This window comes from Brucella pseudintermedia, assembly GCF_008932435.1.
Classification (GTDB): Bacteria; Pseudomonadota; Alphaproteobacteria; order Rhizobiales; family Rhizobiaceae; genus Brucella; species Brucella pseudintermedia.
This window is the reverse complement of sequence record NZ_WBWE01000001.1, coordinates 441,235-458,213: the sequence shown is the minus strand read 5'-3', so window position 1 is coordinate 458,213 and position 16,979 is coordinate 441,235. Positions and strand designations below refer to the sequence as shown.

The window sequence follows — 16,979 nt, the reverse complement described above, 5'->3', positions numbered from 1 at the left end:
AGTGCTTCATCCCTTTTGGGCATAAATTTGAATTTATCAAAATAATAGGGATGTTTTTCCGGGGAACTATTATGATCATAATAGGCGGGAAGAGAGAAAATAAGTATTCATTCATATTCTTATAGAAGAAACGTCAGGATGGGTCCTGCCGTTTATGGGGAGGCTAATGAAAAGATTGTATCGTTATATTTTATCTGTTTTGGTCGCTTTGGTTGTGCTTGCCGGTGTCGGCGCGGCGGTCTTCTGGAAGAAGATCCATGAAAGCTGGGCCGTCTATCAATATGCCCAGATGTTCAAGGGACCGGAGATTTTTGAAAATTTCCGCAATATTTACAAACGCTATCCGTCAGTGCGCATTGCGCATGAGGGCGAGGTCAGCCCGCTTGCCAAGGCGGAGCGGCCCTTGCCGGAAACGTTCGTCTACAAGGGCGAAACGCGCAAGATTTCCGACTGGCTGGCGCGTGGCGGCACCACGGGACTCATTGTCCTGAAGGATGGCGTCATCGTTCATGAGCAATATGATCACGGGAATAGCCAGACCACCCAGTCGATCGCATTCTCCGTTTCAAAATCGGTTATTTCCTTCCTTATCGGCAATGCCGTCCGGGACGGGCTCATCGATATCAACCAGCCGGTCGACCGCTATGCGCCGGAGCTGGCCAAAGGCGGCTACAAGGGCGTGACGGTCAAGAACGTGCTGCAGATGGCGTCCGGCATCGGGTTCAACGAGAACTATGGCGATCTCAATTCCGATATTGTCCGTTATTCCGTCGAGCTTCTGACCGGCTCGATCACGGATTTCACCGCGCATCTGAAAGCTGTGCGTCCGCAGGGAACGTTCAGCCATTATGTTTCGGCGGATACACAGGTGCTGGGGCTGGTTCTGGAAGGCGCGACGGGCATTCCCTTGCAGGACTATATGAAGGACAGGCTCTGGTCGAAGCTTGGAGCCGAAGCCGATGCCTATTGGATCGTGGACCCCACCGGAGAGGCTGCCGCGGCGGTCGGTATGAACGCTGTGCTTCGCGACTATGCGCGGTTCGGGCTGCTTTATCTCAACGAAGGCCGAAACTTCAAGGGGGAGCAACTCGTGCCCGCGCAGTGGGTGCATGATTCGGTAACGCCCGATGCGCCTTATCTGATGCCGGGTCGCGAGGATGGATCCGGCCAGATACCGTTCGGCTATGGCTATCAGTGGTGGACGCCGGTTGACTGGCAAGGCGATTTCTGTGCCGTCGGAATTTATGGGCAATTCATCTATGTCAATCCGGCCAGGCGGGTGGTGATTGCCAAGACTTCCGCCCATGCCAGTTACAATGTCGATGGACAGGACATGAAAGACGAAACCATGCATGCGTTTCAGGCGATCGCCAACGCGCTTTGACGCACCTTTTCCAAATTAAGGCGAAGTGTCGAAATGGCCCCTAATCGGGCCATTTCGCACGTTTTGCAGGGTATGCGTGCAGGAAAGACCATTCCAATTGTGGCGAAGGAGCGTTCATTATGCGGCAATAAGAAGGCGGCGCCTAAAGTAATATCTTTACATGCTGATAAAGGCGCATATTCTGCACACTGATTTGCGGGGTGCGGAAAATCGATTGCATGACGAATACAGCTGTTACAGGCGATAAACCGCCATTGTCCAATTTTGCGCGACAGCTGTTGCAGTTTCTCGACCGGGTGGAATATCGCCGCATCGTCCATGCGGAAGACCTCGAGGAAATCGGCCGTTTGCGCTACCGTTCCTACCGTACGCGCAATGTGATGCATGAGGCGGAAGTGCCGTCCATCGTCGATGATATCGACCGCGACAGCCATGCTTTCGTCTATGGCGTGCATGTGGACGGGCAACTGGTCAGCACGCTGCGCATCCACCACATCACGCCCGATCATCGTCGCGGCACCAGCTATGCTCTGTTTCCCGATATTCTCGATCCGCTTCTGAACAGCGGTATGCATTTTGTCGATCCGACCCGTTTTGCCGCCGATCCGGAACTGTTGAGCGAATATCCGGCCATTCCCTATATCACCTTGCGCATCGCGGCGATGGCGTCGGAATTTTTCGCGGCAGATCAATGCCTTGCCTCGGTAAAGCCGGAGCATATGGCTTTTTACAAGCGCATTTTCGGCACCTCCGTCATGGCCGATGCCCGCGAGCATGAAGGCTATGGAATCAGGGTCGGGCTAGGTGCTGCCCCTATTCGCAATATCCGCGATGCGGTGGCCGTGCGCTTTCCGTTCTTCAAGTCGCAGCCGCATGAGCGCCGCGCCATGTTTGCGGACATGCGAGACGGCACTGTGCCGCTGACCATCTTGCCGACGGCGAAATATACCGGCCTCGGCGTGTAAGTATCCGATCCAGACGTCGTAGTGCTTCGCAAAAGAAGCGCATTCCGATCCAGGTGCTACTATTGGAAAAATCTTCCCTCGGATTAAACAATTAAATATAGCCAGAGGGGCGGTTTCGCTTTACGAAGATTGCGGAACCGCTTCTGCGGAGAGGGTAGCTGCGACGAAAAGCCTTGCTGTCAAAGCACGGGTTTGTTCGCTCGCACATTGAAGATTGCAGGCATTTCCGCTTAACATGACGGTATATGGGCGGAAATTCTGAATGGGTGGAACTAAAATGGCAGAACATCATACGACGGCTCCGGCTGAACTTGGCGCACCGATGGACTATTCCGAGCATGAGAAAACTTATGCCGGTTTCACGGGCCTGGTTAAATGGAGCACGGTGGCGCTTATCGCCCTTATGATTGCCATGGCGTTCGGCTTTTTTGCTGGTGGTTTCTTCTCCGCGACCGTTCTTTTCATCCTGGTCTGTGTCGCTGCCTGGTTCATTCTTTCGTGACCGCTGCCGCCGGATGCTGGCATCCGGCGCAGTATCGTTGAACTGAAGCGCGAACCGGGATCAAACCCGCACGATTTGATCGAATGCCTTGGCATGGAATACCGTGCCGGGGCCTTATGCATGTCTATCGTTCAGTTTGTTTGAACGGGCTTCGTCCCGGAAGCCCGTAACTGTGCATGACCGGAATCAGTCCCGGAAGAACGCCACGAAAGGGAAACCAGCTTGGCCCAGACGTTATTTATCCCGAAAGAAAGCGACCCCAATGAAAGCCGTGTCGCGGCGTCGGCGGAGACGGTGAAGAAATTCATCGCGCTCGGCTTCGATGTCGTGGTGGAAAAAGGCGCGGGCGAGAAATCGCGCATTCCCGATGCTGAATTCATTGCAGCCGGTGCCCGGATCGGCACGGCGGCGGATGCAAAAACGGCGGATGTCGTTCTTAAAGTGCGCCGCCCTTCGGATGCGGAACTGAAAGGGTATAAATCGGGCGCGGCACTCTTCGCCATGCTGGACCCCTATGGTCATGAGGACGCCGTTGCAGCGCTTGCCAAGGCTGGAATCTCGGCCTTCACGATGGAATTCATGCCGCGCATCACCCGTGCGCAGGTGATGGACGTGCTGTCATCACAGGCGAACCTTGCCGGTTATCAGGCGGTGATCGATGCGGCGGAAGTCTATGACCGCGCCATGCCGATGATGATGACGGCCGCGGGCACCGTGCCTGCCGCAAAGGTATTCGTCATGGGCGCGGGCGTTGCCGGTCTTCAGGCGATTGCGACTGCGCGCCGCCTCGGTGCCGTCGTGACGGCGACCGATGTTCGCCCGGCGGCAAAGGAACAGGTCGCTTCGCTTGGCGCGAAATTCATTGCCGTCGAGGACGACGAGTTCAAGGCGGCGGAAACCGCTGGCGGTTATGCCAAGGAAATGTCGAAGGAATATCAGGCGAAGCAGGCGGCACTTGTTGCCGATCACATCGCCAAGCAGGATATCGTCATCACCACGGCGCTTATTCAGGGTCGTCCGGCCCCGCGTCTTGTCTCCAAGGAAATGGTTGCCTCAATGCGCCCCGGCTCGGTGCTGGTCGATCTGGCGGTTGAGCGCGGCGGCAATGTCGAAGGCGCGATTGCCGGTCAGATAGCCGAGGTCAATGGCGTCAAGATCGTCGGCCATCTCAACGTTCCGGGCCGTATCGCTGCAAGCGCCTCGCAGCTTTATGCGCGCAACCTGATCGCCTTTGTCGAAACGCTGGTCGACAAGGAAACGAAGCTTCTGAAAATCGATCCGGAAGACGAACTGGTGAAGGCAACGCTTCTCACCCATCAGGGCAAAATCCTGCATCCGGCTTTCGCCAAGGCTGAAACGGCACCGGCTGAGGCCGCTGAAAAAGCTGTAAAACCGAAAGCCGCGCCGAAACCGAAAGCGGAGAAACCGGCCGCAAAGGCGGCAGCGAAGCCTGCCAAGAAAACACCAGCTAAAGCCCCGAAGACTCCGTCTTCCCCCAAGTCTCCGGTTGATGGAGGAGAGGCATAATGGCCGACACAAATCTCGAAAAAGCTCTTGAGAGCCTGAATCAAGCCGCGGATGCCGTGCGTCAGGCGGCGGAAAATGCTGGCGGTCTGGGTGATGCGGCGGCGGCTGCCGCGCATGCCGCATCGGGCGGCGCAATCGATCCGTTCGTGTTCCGCTTTGCGATCTTCATCCTGTCGATCTTCGTCGGCTATTACGTCGTCTGGTCGGTCACGCCTGCGCTCCATACGCCGCTGATGGCCGTCACCAACGCCATTTCATCGGTGATTGTGGTGGGCGCGCTTCTGGCGGTCGGCCTTTCCCTTTCGGGCTGGGCAACCGGCTTCGGTTTCATCGCGCTCATTCTGGCGAGCGTCAACATTTTCGGCGGCTTTCTGGTCACCCAGCGCATGCTCGCCATGTACAAGAAAAAAGAAAAGTGAGGCTGAACCATTATGAGCGTTAATCTCGCAGCCTTCCTTTATCTCGTCTCCGGCGTGCTGTTCATTCTGGCGCTGCGCGGCCTGTCGCATCCGACGACCAGCCGTCAGGGCAATATGTACGGCATGATCGGCATGGGGATTTCCATCCTCACCACATTGTTGCTGGCGCGCCCGAGCTTCGGCGGTCTTGTGCTGATCGTCATTGGCATCGCCATCGGCGGCGGCATCGGTGCTGTCATCGCCCGCCGCATCGCCATGACGGCCATGCCGCAGCTTGTCGCCGCCTTCCACTCGCTGATCGGCCTTGCCGCCGTGCTGGTGGCCGCTGCCGCGCTCTATTCGCCGCATTCCTTCGGGATTGGCGAAGTGGGCCAGATCCACGGTCAGGCGCTTGTGGAAATGTCGCTGGGCGTGGCCATTGGCGCGATCACCTTTACCGGCTCGATCATCGCCTTCCTGAAACTCGATGGCCGCATGTCCGGCAAGCCGATCATGCTGCCGGGGCGTCACGTCATCAATGCGGCTCTGGCCGCAGCCATCGTGTTGCTGATCGTCGTGCTCACGAACACCGAAAGCCATTTCGTGTTCTGGCTGATCGTGCTCCTGTCGCTTCTCTTTGGCGTGCTGATCATCATTCCTATCGGCGGCGCGGATATGCCGGTTGTCGTTTCGATGCTCAACTCCTATTCGGGCTGGGCAGCGGCGGGCATCGGTTTCACGCTCGGCAATCTGGCGCTGATCATCACCGGCGCGCTGGTTGGTTCGTCGGGTGCAATCCTGTCCTACATCATGTGCAAGGGCATGAACCGCTCGTTCATCTCGGTCATTCTCGGCGGCTTTGGCGGCGATACGTCCGGCGGTCCGTCTGGTGAGGTCGAGCAGCGTCCGGTCAAGCAGGGTTCTGCCGACGATGCGGCCTTCATCATGAAGAACGCTTCGAAAGTCATCATCGTGCCGGGCTATGGCATGGCGGTGGCGCAGGCCCAGCACGCGCTGCGCGAAATGGCCGACAAGCTCAAGGCTGAAGGCGTGGAAGTCAAATATGCCATCCATCCCGTGGCGGGTCGTATGCCGGGCCATATGAACGTGCTTCTGGCCGAGGCCAATGTGCCTTACGATGAAGTGTTCGAGCTGGAAGACATCAATTCGGAATTCGCGCAGGCCGACGTTGCTTTCGTGATCGGCGCGAACGATGTCACCAATCCGGCGGCGAAGACCGATCCGAAGTCACCGATCTTCGGCATGCCGATCCTCGATGTCGACAAGGCTGGCACGGTCCTGTTCATCAAGCGCGGCATGGGCTCGGGCTATGCAGGCGTGGAGAACGAGCTTTTCTTCCGCGACAACACCATGATGCTCTTTGCCGACGCGAAGAAGATGGTGGAAAGTATTGTGAAGGCGTTGGATCACTAAGGGAAGGCAATAGGGCAGTAAGGCAGTAGGGCAGTATGTTTGACTTGCAAATATGCTCCCCCTATTCGCCTTACTCCCTTACTCCCTTACTCCCTTACTCCCTTACTCCCTTAACATATTGCCCTAATGCCTTATTGCCTTACTGCCCTAACATCTTGTCCTGCAAGGCCCGCAGTTCGGCGATCTTCGAGCCGGGCTTGGGGGCCGCATTGGCATAGGTGATGAGTTCGCCCTTGCGGATGGGCGCGATGACCGAGCCGTTCTGCAGCAGGCCGCAGGGAATGGCTTTGGCCGCGCGCGCTTCCGGCGTCGTCATGATCCATGAACGATAGCAATATTGGCCGATGGCATCGAGCTGGTCGCCGGGCTGCAAGTCCTTTTTGGCCACAGCGCAGACTTCCGCCACCGGCTTCGGCAGCGGCACCATGTCGGTCTTGCCGTGCAGGACCACACGGGCAACCGTCAGCGGCACTTCCAGCGAGGTGAGGTGGAAAGGACGGTGGAAGGTGAAATAGGGACCCTTGCCCATTTTCAGGTCTTCCAGACGTTCCACAAGGCGGGGATGTTCCATCTTGGCGATGACGAAGACGCCCGGCGACACGCCACGCCCGATGGAATAATCCACCACGCCTGTCTTGTTGAGGACGCCGCCGTCTTCCTTCGGGATCAGCGTGCGATTCAATTCGTCGATTGCGGCCTTGGGGCCGTGCATGCCTGCAATATCCGGCACAAGGCCGGTGGCGTTGGCAATCGCCGCCATTTCGACCATCGTCTTGGAGCCGTCGACAAATTCCACCAGCAGGCGGACATTCATGTTCCGACGGTCGGCCTCTTCCTGATAATCGTCAGGGATCGCATCGAAATTGAGCGGATTGTTCTTGCCCTTGCCAGCGGCCACGACCTTGTGGCCCATGGCGGAAACGAACTCGATCAGCTCCATGCAGGATGAAGGCTCGTCGCCTGCGCCCAGCGAATAGATCACGCCCTGCTTGTCGGCCTCGGCCTTGAGGTAGGGGCCGATGGTGACATCGGCTTCCACATTCATCATGACGAGGTGCTTGCCGTTCTGGATGGCCTTGATGCCGGTCTCTGCACCCACTTCCGGAATGCCGGTCGCATCGATGATGACATCGATGAGCGGGTTGGAAAGGATGAGGTCATTGTCGTCGGTGACGGCGATCTTGCCCGACTCGATGGCGCGGGTCATTGCGGATTCGGTGGCGGCTTCTTGCGCGTTGTCCTCGTCGCCATAGGCGGTGCGGACAGCCTTGAAGGTGTTCGGCAGTCTGCGGGCGGAGAGCGCGCCGACTTCGATGCCCTGCATCCGCGCGACTTGGGTTACGATGTCGGTGCCCATTTCGCCAGCGCCGATAAGACCGATGCGGATCGGCTTGCCGGTTTCGGCCCGTGCTGCGAGATCACGCGCCAGTCCAACCAGTGCAACATTTGTCGTCATGAAAATCTCCGCAAAATCTCAGAACCCGGCAAGCGCGGTGATTTTGTCACGCTTGTGTTGATATAGGTGCGTAATAGATGAACAGTCTCTATATCAACACCGAGGGACGCGCACCTCCAAACTGCGCGACAAAATAGGCATGTGACTGGAGCCAAAATGAGCAGCGTATCCCCCTTCGATCTCGTGATCTTCGATTGCGACGGTGTGCTTGTCGATAGCGAGCCGCTTTCCTGTCTTGCGTTCGAGCAGGTCTATGCCGACCACGGCATGAAGCTGCCGCAGGGCACGGTTGCCAAGGGCATCGGCATGAAGCAGGCCGATATCATGAAGATGATCGAGGATATGACCGGGCATCGCCTGCCGGAGGAGGCGACGAGCCAGTTCTGGCCCGCGACAAGGGCGCTCTTTGCGGAATCGCTGGAGCCGACGATCGGCATCGCCAATTTCCTGCGCGAACTGCCACAAAAGCGCTGCGTGGCGTCGTCGTCGCAGCCGGAACGCATTGCGTTCAGCCTGGAAAAGACCGGCATCAGCCACTATTTCGGCGATGCGGTCTATTCGTCCAGCATGGTGAAGCGCGGCAAGCCTGCGCCAGACCTGTTCCTGTTTGCCGCCGACAAAATGGGCGTTGATCCGGCGCGTTGCGTGGTGATCGAGGATTCGCCTTTTGGCGTTGAAGGAGCCATCGCTGCGGGCATGACGGCATTCGGTTATACGGGGGGCGGGCACACTTATGAGGGCCATGCAGAAAAACTGGCGGGCAAGGGCGCGCATCGGGTTTTCGCGCATTGGAACGACATTGCCCGGGAAATTCTGGTTGCCGCCTGAGCTTTATTGGTTAAACACAAGGCAAATCACATCAGCAGGAATAGCCAGCGAATGAAAGACGCAATCACGCTCGACCAGTTGCGCGAGGCAATCGGCACGGAAATCGGATGTTCCGAGTGGCGCGAAGTCACGCAGGAAATGATCAACCAGTTCGCGGATGCGACCGACGATCATCAGTTCATCCATGTCGATCCGGAACGCGCCGCCAAGGAAACGCCGTTCGGCGGGACCATTGCCCACGGTTTCCTGACGCTGTCGCTGCTTTCGACGCTGGCCTATGAAGCGCTGCCGATGCTGGAAGGCGCCACGATGGGCATCAATTACGGTTTCGACAAGCTGCGCTTCATGTCGCCAGTCAAGACGGGTTCCCGCGTGCGCGCCCGCTTCAAGCTGGCGGATGCGGATATCCGTCCGTCCGGTCGCGTGGTCAATCACTATGATGTGACGCTGGAAATAGAGAATTCGCTGAAGCCGGCGCTGACCGCAACCTGGCTGACGATTGCTGTTGTGGAGCCGCCAGAAAGCTAAGCCGCTTCGCGATAAGAGACCGGAAGCCGTCCTTCTTCATCGAGAGGGGCGGCTTTTCCTTTGTGCTCGGTCATCAGTTCCCGGAACAGGAACGGACCGTGCAGGAACATGCCGAAATCATAGAAGTTCTTCTTCTCCGCCCCGCGCATGTAAAGCAGATGCATCAGGAAGAAATTGCCCTTCGAGCGCTTGTAGCGGTTTTCGCTGTGAACGTGCTTGAAGCGGATGCGGTTGATGAGTGGCGGATTGGCGGTCTTCAGCTTCAGCACCTTTGCCGGGTCCGAACCGTAGAAATGGATGATGTCGGTCAGAACCTGGAATTCCGACCACAGGACCGGGCTTTCCTCAATCACCACGCGCACATCCTCACGCAGGGATTTTGCCCTGGGGTGAAGTGCGATCATCATCAGGCACGAGCCGATGGCAAGCAGCGACACGGGCTGTCTTGTCAGAAGGTCGGGGTGCTCGCGCTGGAGATCGGCCAGCGCCTCCACCGCCGGAACCGTGCCGAGACTATGCGCGACAATGACGACCTCATCGACCTGGCTTTCTTCGATCTTCCGCTTCAGGGCTTCGGCAAAAGCCTTGCGCCGCTGGCTAAGCTTCTCGTTGCGGCCATGGATACGGTCATAGGCCGCGGACCAGTCGTCGAGCAGATAGGACATGAAAAACCGGTCGCCGGGCTTGCGCACCAGCAGGGTGGCAATAAAGGCGGCAAGCGGAACCGACCAGAAAAGATGCAAGACCGAAAAGCCCGCCGCCACCGGTGCCAGGACGATCAGCGCAGCGACAGCCAGAATCGCCAGCGACAGCAGGAACGGCCAGAGGAAAAACAGGACGAAGCGCCAGCTCGTCCTCAGATAGCGCCACAACGTTCCGGTAAAGAGGATGTTCATGAACGCGTGAAAGCCGGTCAGCATCCGCTTCGGTGTCGAGCGCGCGGCATAATCGTCGAAAATATCCGCGGTGCCGAACTGGCAGAACTCGGTTTCTGTCCGCCAGCCATTGCCGGTCGTGATGGCGGTCAGCGTGCCGCAATCGTCAGGCTCCTCCACCATTGGGGGCAGTCTGGTCTTGGCGTTCCACAAGCGGTCGAAATCCTTCAATGCCTGCGCGTGGCGCACACGGACAGCCTTGGGATGCAGGCCTTCATAGCCTGTGAACTGGATAACGAGTCGTTTGCGGAGAGGCATAAGGAGAATCGGATAGGATGAGAGGAGGCATTATCGGTTTGCAGGAAAAGTGTTCTGGGTCGCCATTGAAGCCGATTTGTGCGAGAAACGCGTGCGGCTTAGCCTATTTGCGCGGTTGCGGCCATAGCAAATCGCGCACAAGCCGGTAATTCGCGCAAGCCGGTGGGCAAAGTTGCATCTTGAGGTGGACAGGCTGGGCTCTTTCTGGTAATAGCCACGACCAATTTGCAGCGTATCCGTTGCGAAGCTTGGGAGCCTTTGGGCGTTGATCGGCCGGTCAGACCGGCTGAAATCGTTAAAAGACCCCCTAACGGCCTCAGGCTTAACCGAAATTCTAACCGATACGGGAATACACGTGCAGGTACTCGTCCGCGATAATAATGTTGATCAGGCTCTCCGCGCTCTCAAGAAAAAGATGCAGCGCGAAGGTATCTTCCGCGAAATGAAGATGCGCGGCCACTATGAAAAGCCGTCCGAAAAGCGCGCTCGCGAAAAGGCAGAAGCCGTTCGTCGCGCACGCAAGCTGGCCCGCAAGCGCGCTCAGCGTGAAGGCCTCGTCGGCGGTCGCGCTGGCGCTCGCTGATCGACTCTGAAATCAGGCGCTGTCGAGCAGCGCCTTTTCTGCTTTCCGGTGTCGGCTTTTGCCTGCGCCGGATTTTGCATGTTCGGGCTTCAGCTTTGCGCGTTCGTTTCCGATATGAAGCGAAGGGCCGACACGACCATGGCAGGCATATTTATTTATTCTGCTTCCATTTTTAATGCAGCGTTACGAAAAGTTTCTGGACTTGTCGCCCATCATTATGTGTAAAAACAAATAATTGGGGTATCGGCCTGTCCGGAGCGCCATCCGGAGATAAAACAAGCTTAAGACAATGCCGCCTTTTTGCTGTTTTTATCTGCTGGTAGAGGCCAGTATAGTACCGTGACAGGCAGAATAGTCCGGCAAGCGCAAGCCCTGGGGGCGGGCCGGCACGGGATGGAGAAGAGGCAGAAGGGTCCTTGCGCCCGATGCGAGCTGAAAGGAATGCGATCGTTGCCCACACGCTTGAAGATGATGCAATCGTCAGGAACGAAAGTTTCGGGAATTGAGGCATTGGGTGGAACCGGCCGAAACGGTCTTCTCATTGCCGCCGCACTTCTGGCTTTGACCGTTGCGGGCTGCCAAAGCTCCACGACCGCGCTCAGCACGGTGGACAAGGCGCAAGGGTCGAGCGAGAACATCAGTTCGCTGACGAGCGTGATCCAGAGCAATCCACGCGATCCGGAAGGCTACAATGTGCGCGGTTCCGCCTATGGCAATTCCGGGCGCTACAAGGAAGCGCTGCGCGATTTCGATCAGGCAATCGCGCTCAATCCGAATTTCTATCAGGCCTATGCCAACCGCGCGCTGGTCTATCGCTATATGGGCGACAGCACCAAAGCCGTGCAGGATTACAGCAAGGCCATCCAGCTCAACCCGCAATATGACGCCGCCTATATCGGGCGCGGCAACGTCTATCGGCAGGCGGGGCGTCTCGATCAGGCGCTGAGCGACTTCAATCAGGCCATCGCATTGCAGACGACCGATGGGCGCGCCTATCACAATCGCGGCCTGATCTATCAGGCCAAGGGCCAGCACAAGCAGGCCATTGAGGATTTCTCCAAGGCGATTTCGCTCAATTCCACGGCGCCCGAACCCTATAACGGGCGCGGCATTTCCTATGTGGCGCTGAACGACTACGATAACGCCTTCGACGATTTCAACACCGCCATCACGCTCGACCAGAACGTGGCGGAAAGCTGGGCCAATCAGGCGCTTGTCTATGAGCACAACGGCGACAAGGCCAAGGCCGCCAATTCCTATTCACGCGCCGTGCAGCTCGACCCGAAATACCAGCCTGCCAAGGATGGTCTGGCTCGTACGCGCGGATAACCTTTAGAGCCTGTTCCAAAAGTCGCCTTGTGTGGCTGCAAATGGCAATTTATCTGCGTTCCGGTGCTCACGTAGGTTTCAAAGACGCATAGTCTTATCCGAAAAGTCTGCAACTTTTCGGGGCTATGGTTAGACGTACGCTCCGCTCCGGTACTCGAAAATCACCATTTTCGCCCACACATACCGCCTTTTTGATTCACGCTCTCATATTGCCAAGTATTGAAGATTGATGGCGCCGCTTTTCTTTATAATTGGCCGCGATATATTGCATCCCATGTCGCTCTTCGATCACATCGGTTTCAAGGCCCGTAACGTCAATCGCAGCCTTTCCTTTTACGAAAGCTGCATGCCCGAACTCGGACTGGAGGTCATTGCCCGGTCCGGCAGCGGCTTCTTCGTCAGCGGCGGGGAGAGGGCACCTGTTCCGTTTCTGTGGATCCACGGCAGTGCCGATGGGATAGTCGACGGCGAAGACAAGCCAGGCGACCGCCTGCACCTGATGTTTACAGCCGGAAGCCGCGAGGCGGTGGAGGCGTTTCATCAGGCGGCACTCAAAGCGGGCGGCAGGGATAGCGGCGGCCCCGCCTATCAGGGGCCCGAAGAGATGGGCTATTACGCCGCGCTCGTCTTCGATCCCGATGGAAACACGCTGGAAGCGGGTTTCCGTGAGCGTAAGCGCTGAGGCCCGAAAAGCGGCGGTTCGCGTCGCCGCAGCTTCCGGGCGCTATCATTTCAACGGCTGCAGCATCCGCCCGATGTCGGTGTGGGCCGCTGTGATGGCTCGCGGGGAAACAGTATTCCATCAAAATAGCGGCCAATATATTTGTCACAACTATATAATATATATCTTGTTTAAATGCAAATATAATGCCATAATTTCTACATAATGTTTATAATAAATTATAGAATACTATGAATTAATTTTTGTATCAGGATATATTATGCGTGTTTTTCGCAGGTTGCAATATTATATTGGTAATGTTGCTTCGGACAGCTTTAAGTCGCGTATATCTCAATGTGATTTCTATTCCGCAATAGACCCTTTCTCGATGGAAGAAATATGCGAAAGTTTCGAAAGGGTAAATTATTGCAACAAACTGAGCTCAAAATTCACGTTATATGACCCAGTATCCTTGAGCGGTGTGGATAAATTTGGGAGTATGTATTACTATGATCTAAAAGAATACTTTAGGTATTTCAAGAAGGGGCTGGGTCTTTCCTACGTTTTTGGCGATGTTACGGAAATCCCGGCAGTGCCGTCCATCGTAAAAAGCCGGCCCATCGCTGGCGATAATTCAAACTCCGTTGTCCTGAATCTGGATAAGTTTCGGCATTATTATACCATAAAAGATCGGTTGGATTTCCGTGCCAAGCTCCCCCGGGCCGTGTGGCGGGGCAGGGATAACAACGTCAAAAGGCGGCAACTCGTGGAGGGCTTCCACGATCATCCCCTGTGCGATGTCGGGCTCGTAAACGGCAATCTTCCAGAAAAATACATCAAGCCCTGGTTGTCGATGAGGGCACAGCTTCAGTATCGCTATATCCTGTCCGTCGAAGGAATAGATGTTGCCACCAACCTGAAATGGATCATGTCCAGCAAATCCCTGTGCATGATGCCAAAATGCATCTACGAAACGTGGTTTATGGAGGGGCGGCTTGTGCCGGGGTTCCATTTCGTTCTACTGAACGATGATTTCTCCGACCTGCCCGAGAAGATCAAATATTATAATCAATACCCGTTTGCGGCGGAGGAAATAATCAAGAACGCCAATGATTATTGCGCCATATTCTTCGATAAACGAACCGAGAAGCTCGTATCGCTCCTCATACTGATGAAGTATTTCTTTCTGAGCGGTCAGATGGAACTGCCCGACCGCCTGAAAGAGCTGCCCTGGCTGTAGAGCATTCCCCGCAAAACCGCGTTGCGCTTTCGCGGAAAGTGCTCCGGCCTCTTGTGTTGCGCGGCGAAGACCGTTCTCAGGCGCGCAGGTTGCGCTTGTCGAGGCGGTTCACCAGCCGGTCGCCGATCCACTGGATGCCGCAAACCATGATGATGAGGATGATCACGACCGCGATCATGATTTGCGTCTCGAAGCGCTGATAGCCGTAGCGAATGGCAAGGTCGCCAAGACCGCCCGCGCCGATGGCGCCCGCCATGGCCGATGCGCCGACAAGCGTGATGATGGTCACGGTGAAACCGGCGATGATGCCGGGCAGGGCTTCGGGAACGAGCACTTCGCGCACGATGGTCCAGCGGTTTGCGCCCATGGAGCGCGCGGCTTCGATGAGGCCATGGTCCACTTCACGCAGCGACACTTCCGCAATGCGCGCATAATAGGGGATCGCGGCAATCGACAGCGGCACGATGGAGGCCCATGTCCCGATGGAGGTGCCGACGATGAAGCGCGTGACGGGGATGAGCGCCACCAGAAGGATGATGAACGGAACCGAGCGGAAGCCGTTGATGATCGCGCCGAGGATCGTGTTGACCGTCAGGTTCTGGGCAAGGCCGCCGCGCTCGGTCAGGATCATGATGAGCGCAAGCGGCAGGCCGATGACGAGCGAAATCAGGCTCGAAAAGCCGGTCATGATGATCGTCTCCCAGAAGGAGCGCCAGAGAAGATCAAGCATTGCCTGAGACATAGCCGAGTACCTCCGTGGCGTCTGCATGGGTGTCGAGATAGGTGATGGCGGCGTCAAGTTTCGCCTGGTCGCCTGCGGGCAGGCCGATGAACAGCGTGCCGACCGGCTCGCCCTGGATCGTGTCCATGCCGCCATGGATCAGTTGCGGGGCTATCTGGGTGGCGGCTGCGATATCACTGAAGAACGCGCCTTTTGCCGCCGCGCCCGACAGCTTGACTTTCAGCACGGCGAGATCGCCGGATTTTTGCAGCCGGTCGCGCCAGACGACGGGCAGTTCCGGCGTCAGCACCTGCAACATGCTCTGCGTCACAGGCGATTGCGGATTGGCGAAGACTTTCCAAACCGGGCCTTCCTCGGCGATGGTGCCATGGTCGAGGACGATCACGCGGTCGGCAATGCGGCGGATAACCTCCATCTCATGCGTGATGAGCAGGATGGTAAGGCCAAGCTTGGTGTTGATGTCTTTCAAGAGCGCCAGAATGGACTGCGTGGTTTCCGGGTCGAGGGCGGATGTCGCTTCATCGGACAGCAGCACGGCAGGTTCGGCGGCGAGCGCGCGGGCAATGCCGACGCGCTGCTTCTGGCCGCCGGAAAGCTGGGCCGGATAATGTGCCGCCTTGTCGGAAAGGCCGACAAGTTCCAGAAGTTCGGCCACGCGCCGGGCGCGTTCGGCCTTCGGCTTGCCCGCGATCTTCAGCGGCAGGGCGATGTTTTCGGCAACCGTCTTGGCGGAAAGCAGGTTGAAGTGCTGGAACACCATGCCGATGCGGCGGCGCACCGGGCGCAGCGCGTCTTCGCCAAGGCCAGTGATTTCGCGGCCTTCGATCAGGATCGAACCGGCATCCGGCTCTTCAAGGCCGTTGACGCAGCGGATCAGCGTGGACTTGCCCGCGCCGCTGCGACCGATAATGCCGAGGATTTCGCCGCGCGCGACGGAAAGCGAAACGCCGTTGATCGCCGCCGTTTCGCCGAACATTCGGCGCACGTCTTTCATCTCGACGATGGGCGCGGACGCGGCGGGTGGCTTTTCAATGGTCACGGTCGTTTCTTCTATGTCTGTATGGGCCGCTGCAAACAGCGGCGAACTGCAATCGGATAAGGCTTCAAGGAAAGATGATGCCTGGCTCAAGCCATCAGCTTTTGCCGTGGCGATGCTTTAGGGCAATTTTTGTCTGCGCGTCAACAAAAGCCGCGCCGGAAACGCTTCCGGCGCGGTCTTTCTGCCATTCTGTCGATTAGTTCCAGGCCGGGATGCCGGTGCCCTTGTAGGCGCGGTCGAGTTCGGCCTTCACGGCATCGTTCTGGAACGAAGCCACGAGCTTCTTCACCCATTCGGCGTTTTCGTCTTCGGTGCGGACCGCGATGAAATTGTTGTACGGGTTGTTTTCCTTCGACTCCCAGCCGATTGCCTCTTCCTTCTTGAGGTCTGCCTTTGCGGCCCAGTCGTTGTTCACGATTGCCGCATCGAGGTCGTCAATGGAACGGCCGACGACACCGGCGTCGAGTTCCTTGATCTCAAGCTTCTTCGGGTTTTCGACGATATCGATCGGGGTCGCCAGAATGCCTGCATCCGGCTTCAGCTTGATGAGGCCCTTTTCTTCCAGAACGCGCAGCGCGCGGCCCTCGTTCGACGGATCGTTCGGTACGCCGACGACCGCACCTTCCTTCAGTTCGTCAAGGCTCTTGTGCTTGCGCGAATAGATGCCGATCGGCCAGACGGCGGTGTAACCGGCAACGGAAATCTTGTAGCCGTGCTGCTTGATCTGCTCGTCGAGATAGGGCTTGTGCTGGAAGGCGTTGGCGTCGATTTCCTTGCGTTCCAGGGCTTCGTTCGGCTGGTTGTAATCGTTGAAGGTCACGCGCTCGATGTTGAGGCCGTGCTTCTTGCCTTCTTCGGCAACGACTTTCCAGACGTCTTCATCTTCGCCGCCCATGATGCCGACCTTGATGGTCTTGTCTTCCGCGTGGCTCGGGGCCGACGCGAAGCCGACGGTCAGGGCGGCTGCAGTGAAGAGAAGGGCTTTCAGACCCGCGCGACGGGTCAAAGCATAACGGGAAAGGGCTGACGACATTGTTGTTTTCCTTAGCTGAACATTGTGGAGAGCCGGTCCCGGAAAGCGATCTTTGAGATGATCTTTCTCCCCCTGCCCACCTTGTGACCGATAATTCCCTTTTACCTGCCAAGAAACAAGGAAAATTATTTCAGAAT

Annotated in this window: 17 protein-coding genes; 12 read left to right on the top strand and 5 right to left on the bottom strand. The window is 57.2% G+C overall.

From position 1 onward, the window contains the following. Positions 1 to 166: 166 nt before the first annotated feature. The 6 genes from F9K78_RS02145 (at position 167) to F9K78_RS02120 (ending at position 6,210) form a co-directional block, all read left to right on the top strand. Entirely contained in the window at positions 167 to 1,384 is a 1,218-nt protein-coding gene (locus tag F9K78_RS02145; protein WP_121981721.1) for a serine hydrolase domain-containing protein, read from the top strand. 218 nt (positions 1,385 to 1,602) lie between these two features. Then, positions 1,603 to 2,349 (top strand): N-acyl amino acid synthase FeeM domain-containing protein, encoded by a 747-nt coding sequence (locus F9K78_RS02140; RefSeq protein ID WP_121981722.1) that lies wholly within the window; start codon positions 1,603 to 1,605, stop codon positions 2,347 to 2,349. Between the two features lie 277 nt (positions 2,350 to 2,626). After that, a complete protein-coding gene (locus tag F9K78_RS02135; protein ID WP_006471190.1) occupies positions 2,627 to 2,851 on the top strand; it encodes an aa3-type cytochrome c oxidase subunit IV in 225 nt (74 codons plus the stop codon). Positions 2,852 to 3,073: 222 nt separating this feature from the next. Further along, positions 3,074 to 4,378 (top strand): Re/Si-specific NAD(P)(+) transhydrogenase subunit alpha, encoded by a 1,305-nt coding sequence (locus F9K78_RS02130; RefSeq protein WP_151682036.1) that lies wholly within the window; start codon positions 3,074 to 3,076, stop codon positions 4,376 to 4,378. After that, on the top strand, positions 4,378 to 4,797 hold the full coding sequence (locus tag F9K78_RS02125; protein ID WP_114216199.1) for a proton-translocating transhydrogenase family protein: 420 nt from the start codon (positions 4,378 to 4,380) through the stop codon (positions 4,795 to 4,797). The genes F9K78_RS02130 and F9K78_RS02125 overlap by 1 nt, the downstream gene beginning before the upstream one ends. A gap of 12 nt (positions 4,798 to 4,809) precedes the next feature. Beyond that, complete coding sequence (locus F9K78_RS02120) at positions 4,810 to 6,210, top strand: NAD(P)(+) transhydrogenase (Re/Si-specific) subunit beta (RefSeq protein WP_121981724.1); 1,401 nt, start codon at positions 4,810 to 4,812, stop codon at positions 6,208 to 6,210. Positions 6,211 to 6,349: 139 nt separating this feature from the next. Here F9K78_RS02120 and F9K78_RS02110 read toward each other — a convergent pair whose 3' ends face one another. Further along, complete coding sequence (locus F9K78_RS02110) at positions 6,350 to 7,666, bottom strand: 1-deoxy-D-ribulose 5-phosphate reductoisomerase (RefSeq protein ID WP_121985867.1); 1,317 nt, start codon at positions 7,664 to 7,666, stop codon at positions 6,350 to 6,352. 156 nt (positions 7,667 to 7,822) lie between these two features. Between F9K78_RS02110 and F9K78_RS02105 the strand changes: the two genes are divergently transcribed. Both F9K78_RS02105 and F9K78_RS02100 read left to right on the top strand, forming a co-directional pair. Next, complete coding sequence (locus tag F9K78_RS02105) at positions 7,823 to 8,494, top strand: HAD family hydrolase (RefSeq protein WP_121985868.1); 672 nt, start codon at positions 7,823 to 7,825, stop codon at positions 8,492 to 8,494. A gap of 51 nt (positions 8,495 to 8,545) precedes the next feature. Further along, on the top strand, positions 8,546 to 9,022 hold the full coding sequence (locus F9K78_RS02100) for a MaoC family dehydratase (RefSeq protein ID WP_121981728.1): 477 nt from the start codon (positions 8,546 to 8,548) through the stop codon (positions 9,020 to 9,022). Here F9K78_RS02100 and F9K78_RS02095 read toward each other — a convergent pair. Beyond that, the gene (locus F9K78_RS02095; RefSeq protein ID WP_121985869.1) at positions 9,019 to 10,215 is read right to left on the bottom strand and encodes an alpha/beta hydrolase; all 1,197 of its coding nucleotides are present in this window, start codon (positions 10,213 to 10,215) and stop codon (positions 9,019 to 9,021) included. The two genes, F9K78_RS02100 and F9K78_RS02095, sit on opposite strands and share 4 nt — an antisense overlap. A gap of 355 nt (positions 10,216 to 10,570) precedes the next feature. Between F9K78_RS02095 and rpsU the strand changes: the two genes are divergently transcribed. The 4 genes from rpsU (at position 10,571) to F9K78_RS02070 (ending at position 14,028) form a co-directional block, all read left to right on the top strand. Continuing rightward, complete coding sequence (gene rpsU / locus F9K78_RS02090; protein WP_006471186.1) at positions 10,571 to 10,798, top strand: 30S ribosomal protein S21; 228 nt, start codon at positions 10,571 to 10,573, stop codon at positions 10,796 to 10,798. A gap of 441 nt (positions 10,799 to 11,239) precedes the next feature. Continuing rightward, a complete protein-coding gene (locus tag F9K78_RS02085) occupies positions 11,240 to 12,127 on the top strand; it encodes a tetratricopeptide repeat protein (protein ID WP_121985870.1) in 888 nt (295 codons plus the stop codon). Positions 12,128 to 12,401: 274 nt separating this feature from the next. Next, positions 12,402 to 12,809 (top strand): VOC family protein, encoded by a 408-nt coding sequence (locus F9K78_RS02075; protein ID WP_121981787.1) that lies wholly within the window; start codon positions 12,402 to 12,404, stop codon positions 12,807 to 12,809. Between the two features lie 478 nt (positions 12,810 to 13,287). After that, a complete protein-coding gene (locus tag F9K78_RS02070) occupies positions 13,288 to 14,028 on the top strand; it encodes a glycosyl transferase family 90 (RefSeq protein ID WP_162929752.1) in 741 nt (246 codons plus the stop codon). A 76-nt stretch (positions 14,029 to 14,104) separates the two neighbouring features. Here the strand turns inward: F9K78_RS02070 and F9K78_RS02065 are convergent, their stop codons facing one another. The 3 genes from F9K78_RS02065 to F9K78_RS02055 all read right to left on the bottom strand — a co-directional run bounded on the left by F9K78_RS02065 (position 14,105) and on the right by F9K78_RS02055 (position 16,842). After that, positions 14,105 to 14,770 carry a methionine ABC transporter permease gene (locus F9K78_RS02065; RefSeq protein WP_121985872.1) on the bottom strand — a complete coding sequence of 222 codons (666 nt, stop codon included), beginning with the start codon at positions 14,768 to 14,770 and terminating at the stop codon, positions 14,105 to 14,107. Then, positions 14,751 to 15,809, bottom strand: coding sequence for a methionine ABC transporter ATP-binding protein (locus F9K78_RS02060; protein WP_121986030.1), 1,059 nt, complete (start codon positions 15,807 to 15,809; stop codon positions 14,751 to 14,753). The genes F9K78_RS02065 and F9K78_RS02060 overlap by 20 nt, the downstream gene beginning before the upstream one ends. 196 nt (positions 15,810 to 16,005) lie before the next feature. Next, entirely contained in the window at positions 16,006 to 16,842 is an 837-nt protein-coding gene (locus F9K78_RS02055; RefSeq protein WP_121981733.1) for a MetQ/NlpA family ABC transporter substrate-binding protein, read from the bottom strand. Positions 16,843 to 16,979: the final 137 nt, after the last annotated feature.

What these genes read in the sequence shown, in the direction of transcription:
- F9K78_RS02145 (WP_121981721.1), top strand. Translation starts at nt 167, where the DNA reads ATGAAAAGATTGTATCGTTATATTTTATCTGTTTTGGTCGCTTTGGTT.
- F9K78_RS02140 (WP_121981722.1), top strand. Translation starts at nt 1,603, where the DNA reads ATGACGAATACAGCTGTTACAGGCGATAAACCGCCATTGTCCAATTTT.
- F9K78_RS02135 (WP_006471190.1), top strand. Translation starts at nt 2,627, where the DNA reads ATGGCAGAACATCATACGACGGCTCCGGCTGAACTTGGCGCACCGATG.
- F9K78_RS02125 (WP_114216199.1), top strand. Translation starts at nt 4,378, where the DNA reads ATGGCCGACACAAATCTCGAAAAAGCTCTTGAGAGCCTGAATCAAGCC.
- F9K78_RS02120 (WP_121981724.1), top strand. Translation starts at nt 4,810, where the DNA reads ATGAGCGTTAATCTCGCAGCCTTCCTTTATCTCGTCTCCGGCGTGCTG.
- F9K78_RS02110 (WP_121985867.1), bottom strand. Translation starts at nt 7,666, where the DNA reads ATGACGACAAATGTTGCACTGGTTGGACTGGCGCGTGATCTCGCAGCA.
- F9K78_RS02105 (WP_121985868.1), top strand. Translation starts at nt 7,823, where the DNA reads ATGAGCAGCGTATCCCCCTTCGATCTCGTGATCTTCGATTGCGACGGT.
- F9K78_RS02100 (WP_121981728.1), top strand. Translation starts at nt 8,546, where the DNA reads ATGAAAGACGCAATCACGCTCGACCAGTTGCGCGAGGCAATCGGCACG.
- F9K78_RS02095 (WP_121985869.1), bottom strand. Translation starts at nt 10,215, where the DNA reads ATGCCTCTCCGCAAACGACTCGTTATCCAGTTCACAGGCTATGAAGGC.
- F9K78_RS02085 (WP_121985870.1), top strand. Translation starts at nt 11,240, where the DNA reads ATGCGATCGTTGCCCACACGCTTGAAGATGATGCAATCGTCAGGAACG.
- F9K78_RS02075 (WP_121981787.1), top strand. Translation starts at nt 12,402, where the DNA reads ATGTCGCTCTTCGATCACATCGGTTTCAAGGCCCGTAACGTCAATCGC.
- F9K78_RS02070 (WP_162929752.1), top strand. Translation starts at nt 13,288, where the DNA reads ATGTATTACTATGATCTAAAAGAATACTTTAGGTATTTCAAGAAGGGG.
- F9K78_RS02065 (WP_121985872.1), bottom strand. Translation starts at nt 14,770, where the DNA reads ATGTCTCAGGCAATGCTTGATCTTCTCTGGCGCTCCTTCTGGGAGACG.
- F9K78_RS02055 (WP_121981733.1), bottom strand. Translation starts at nt 16,842, where the DNA reads ATGTCGTCAGCCCTTTCCCGTTATGCTTTGACCCGTCGCGCGGGTCTG.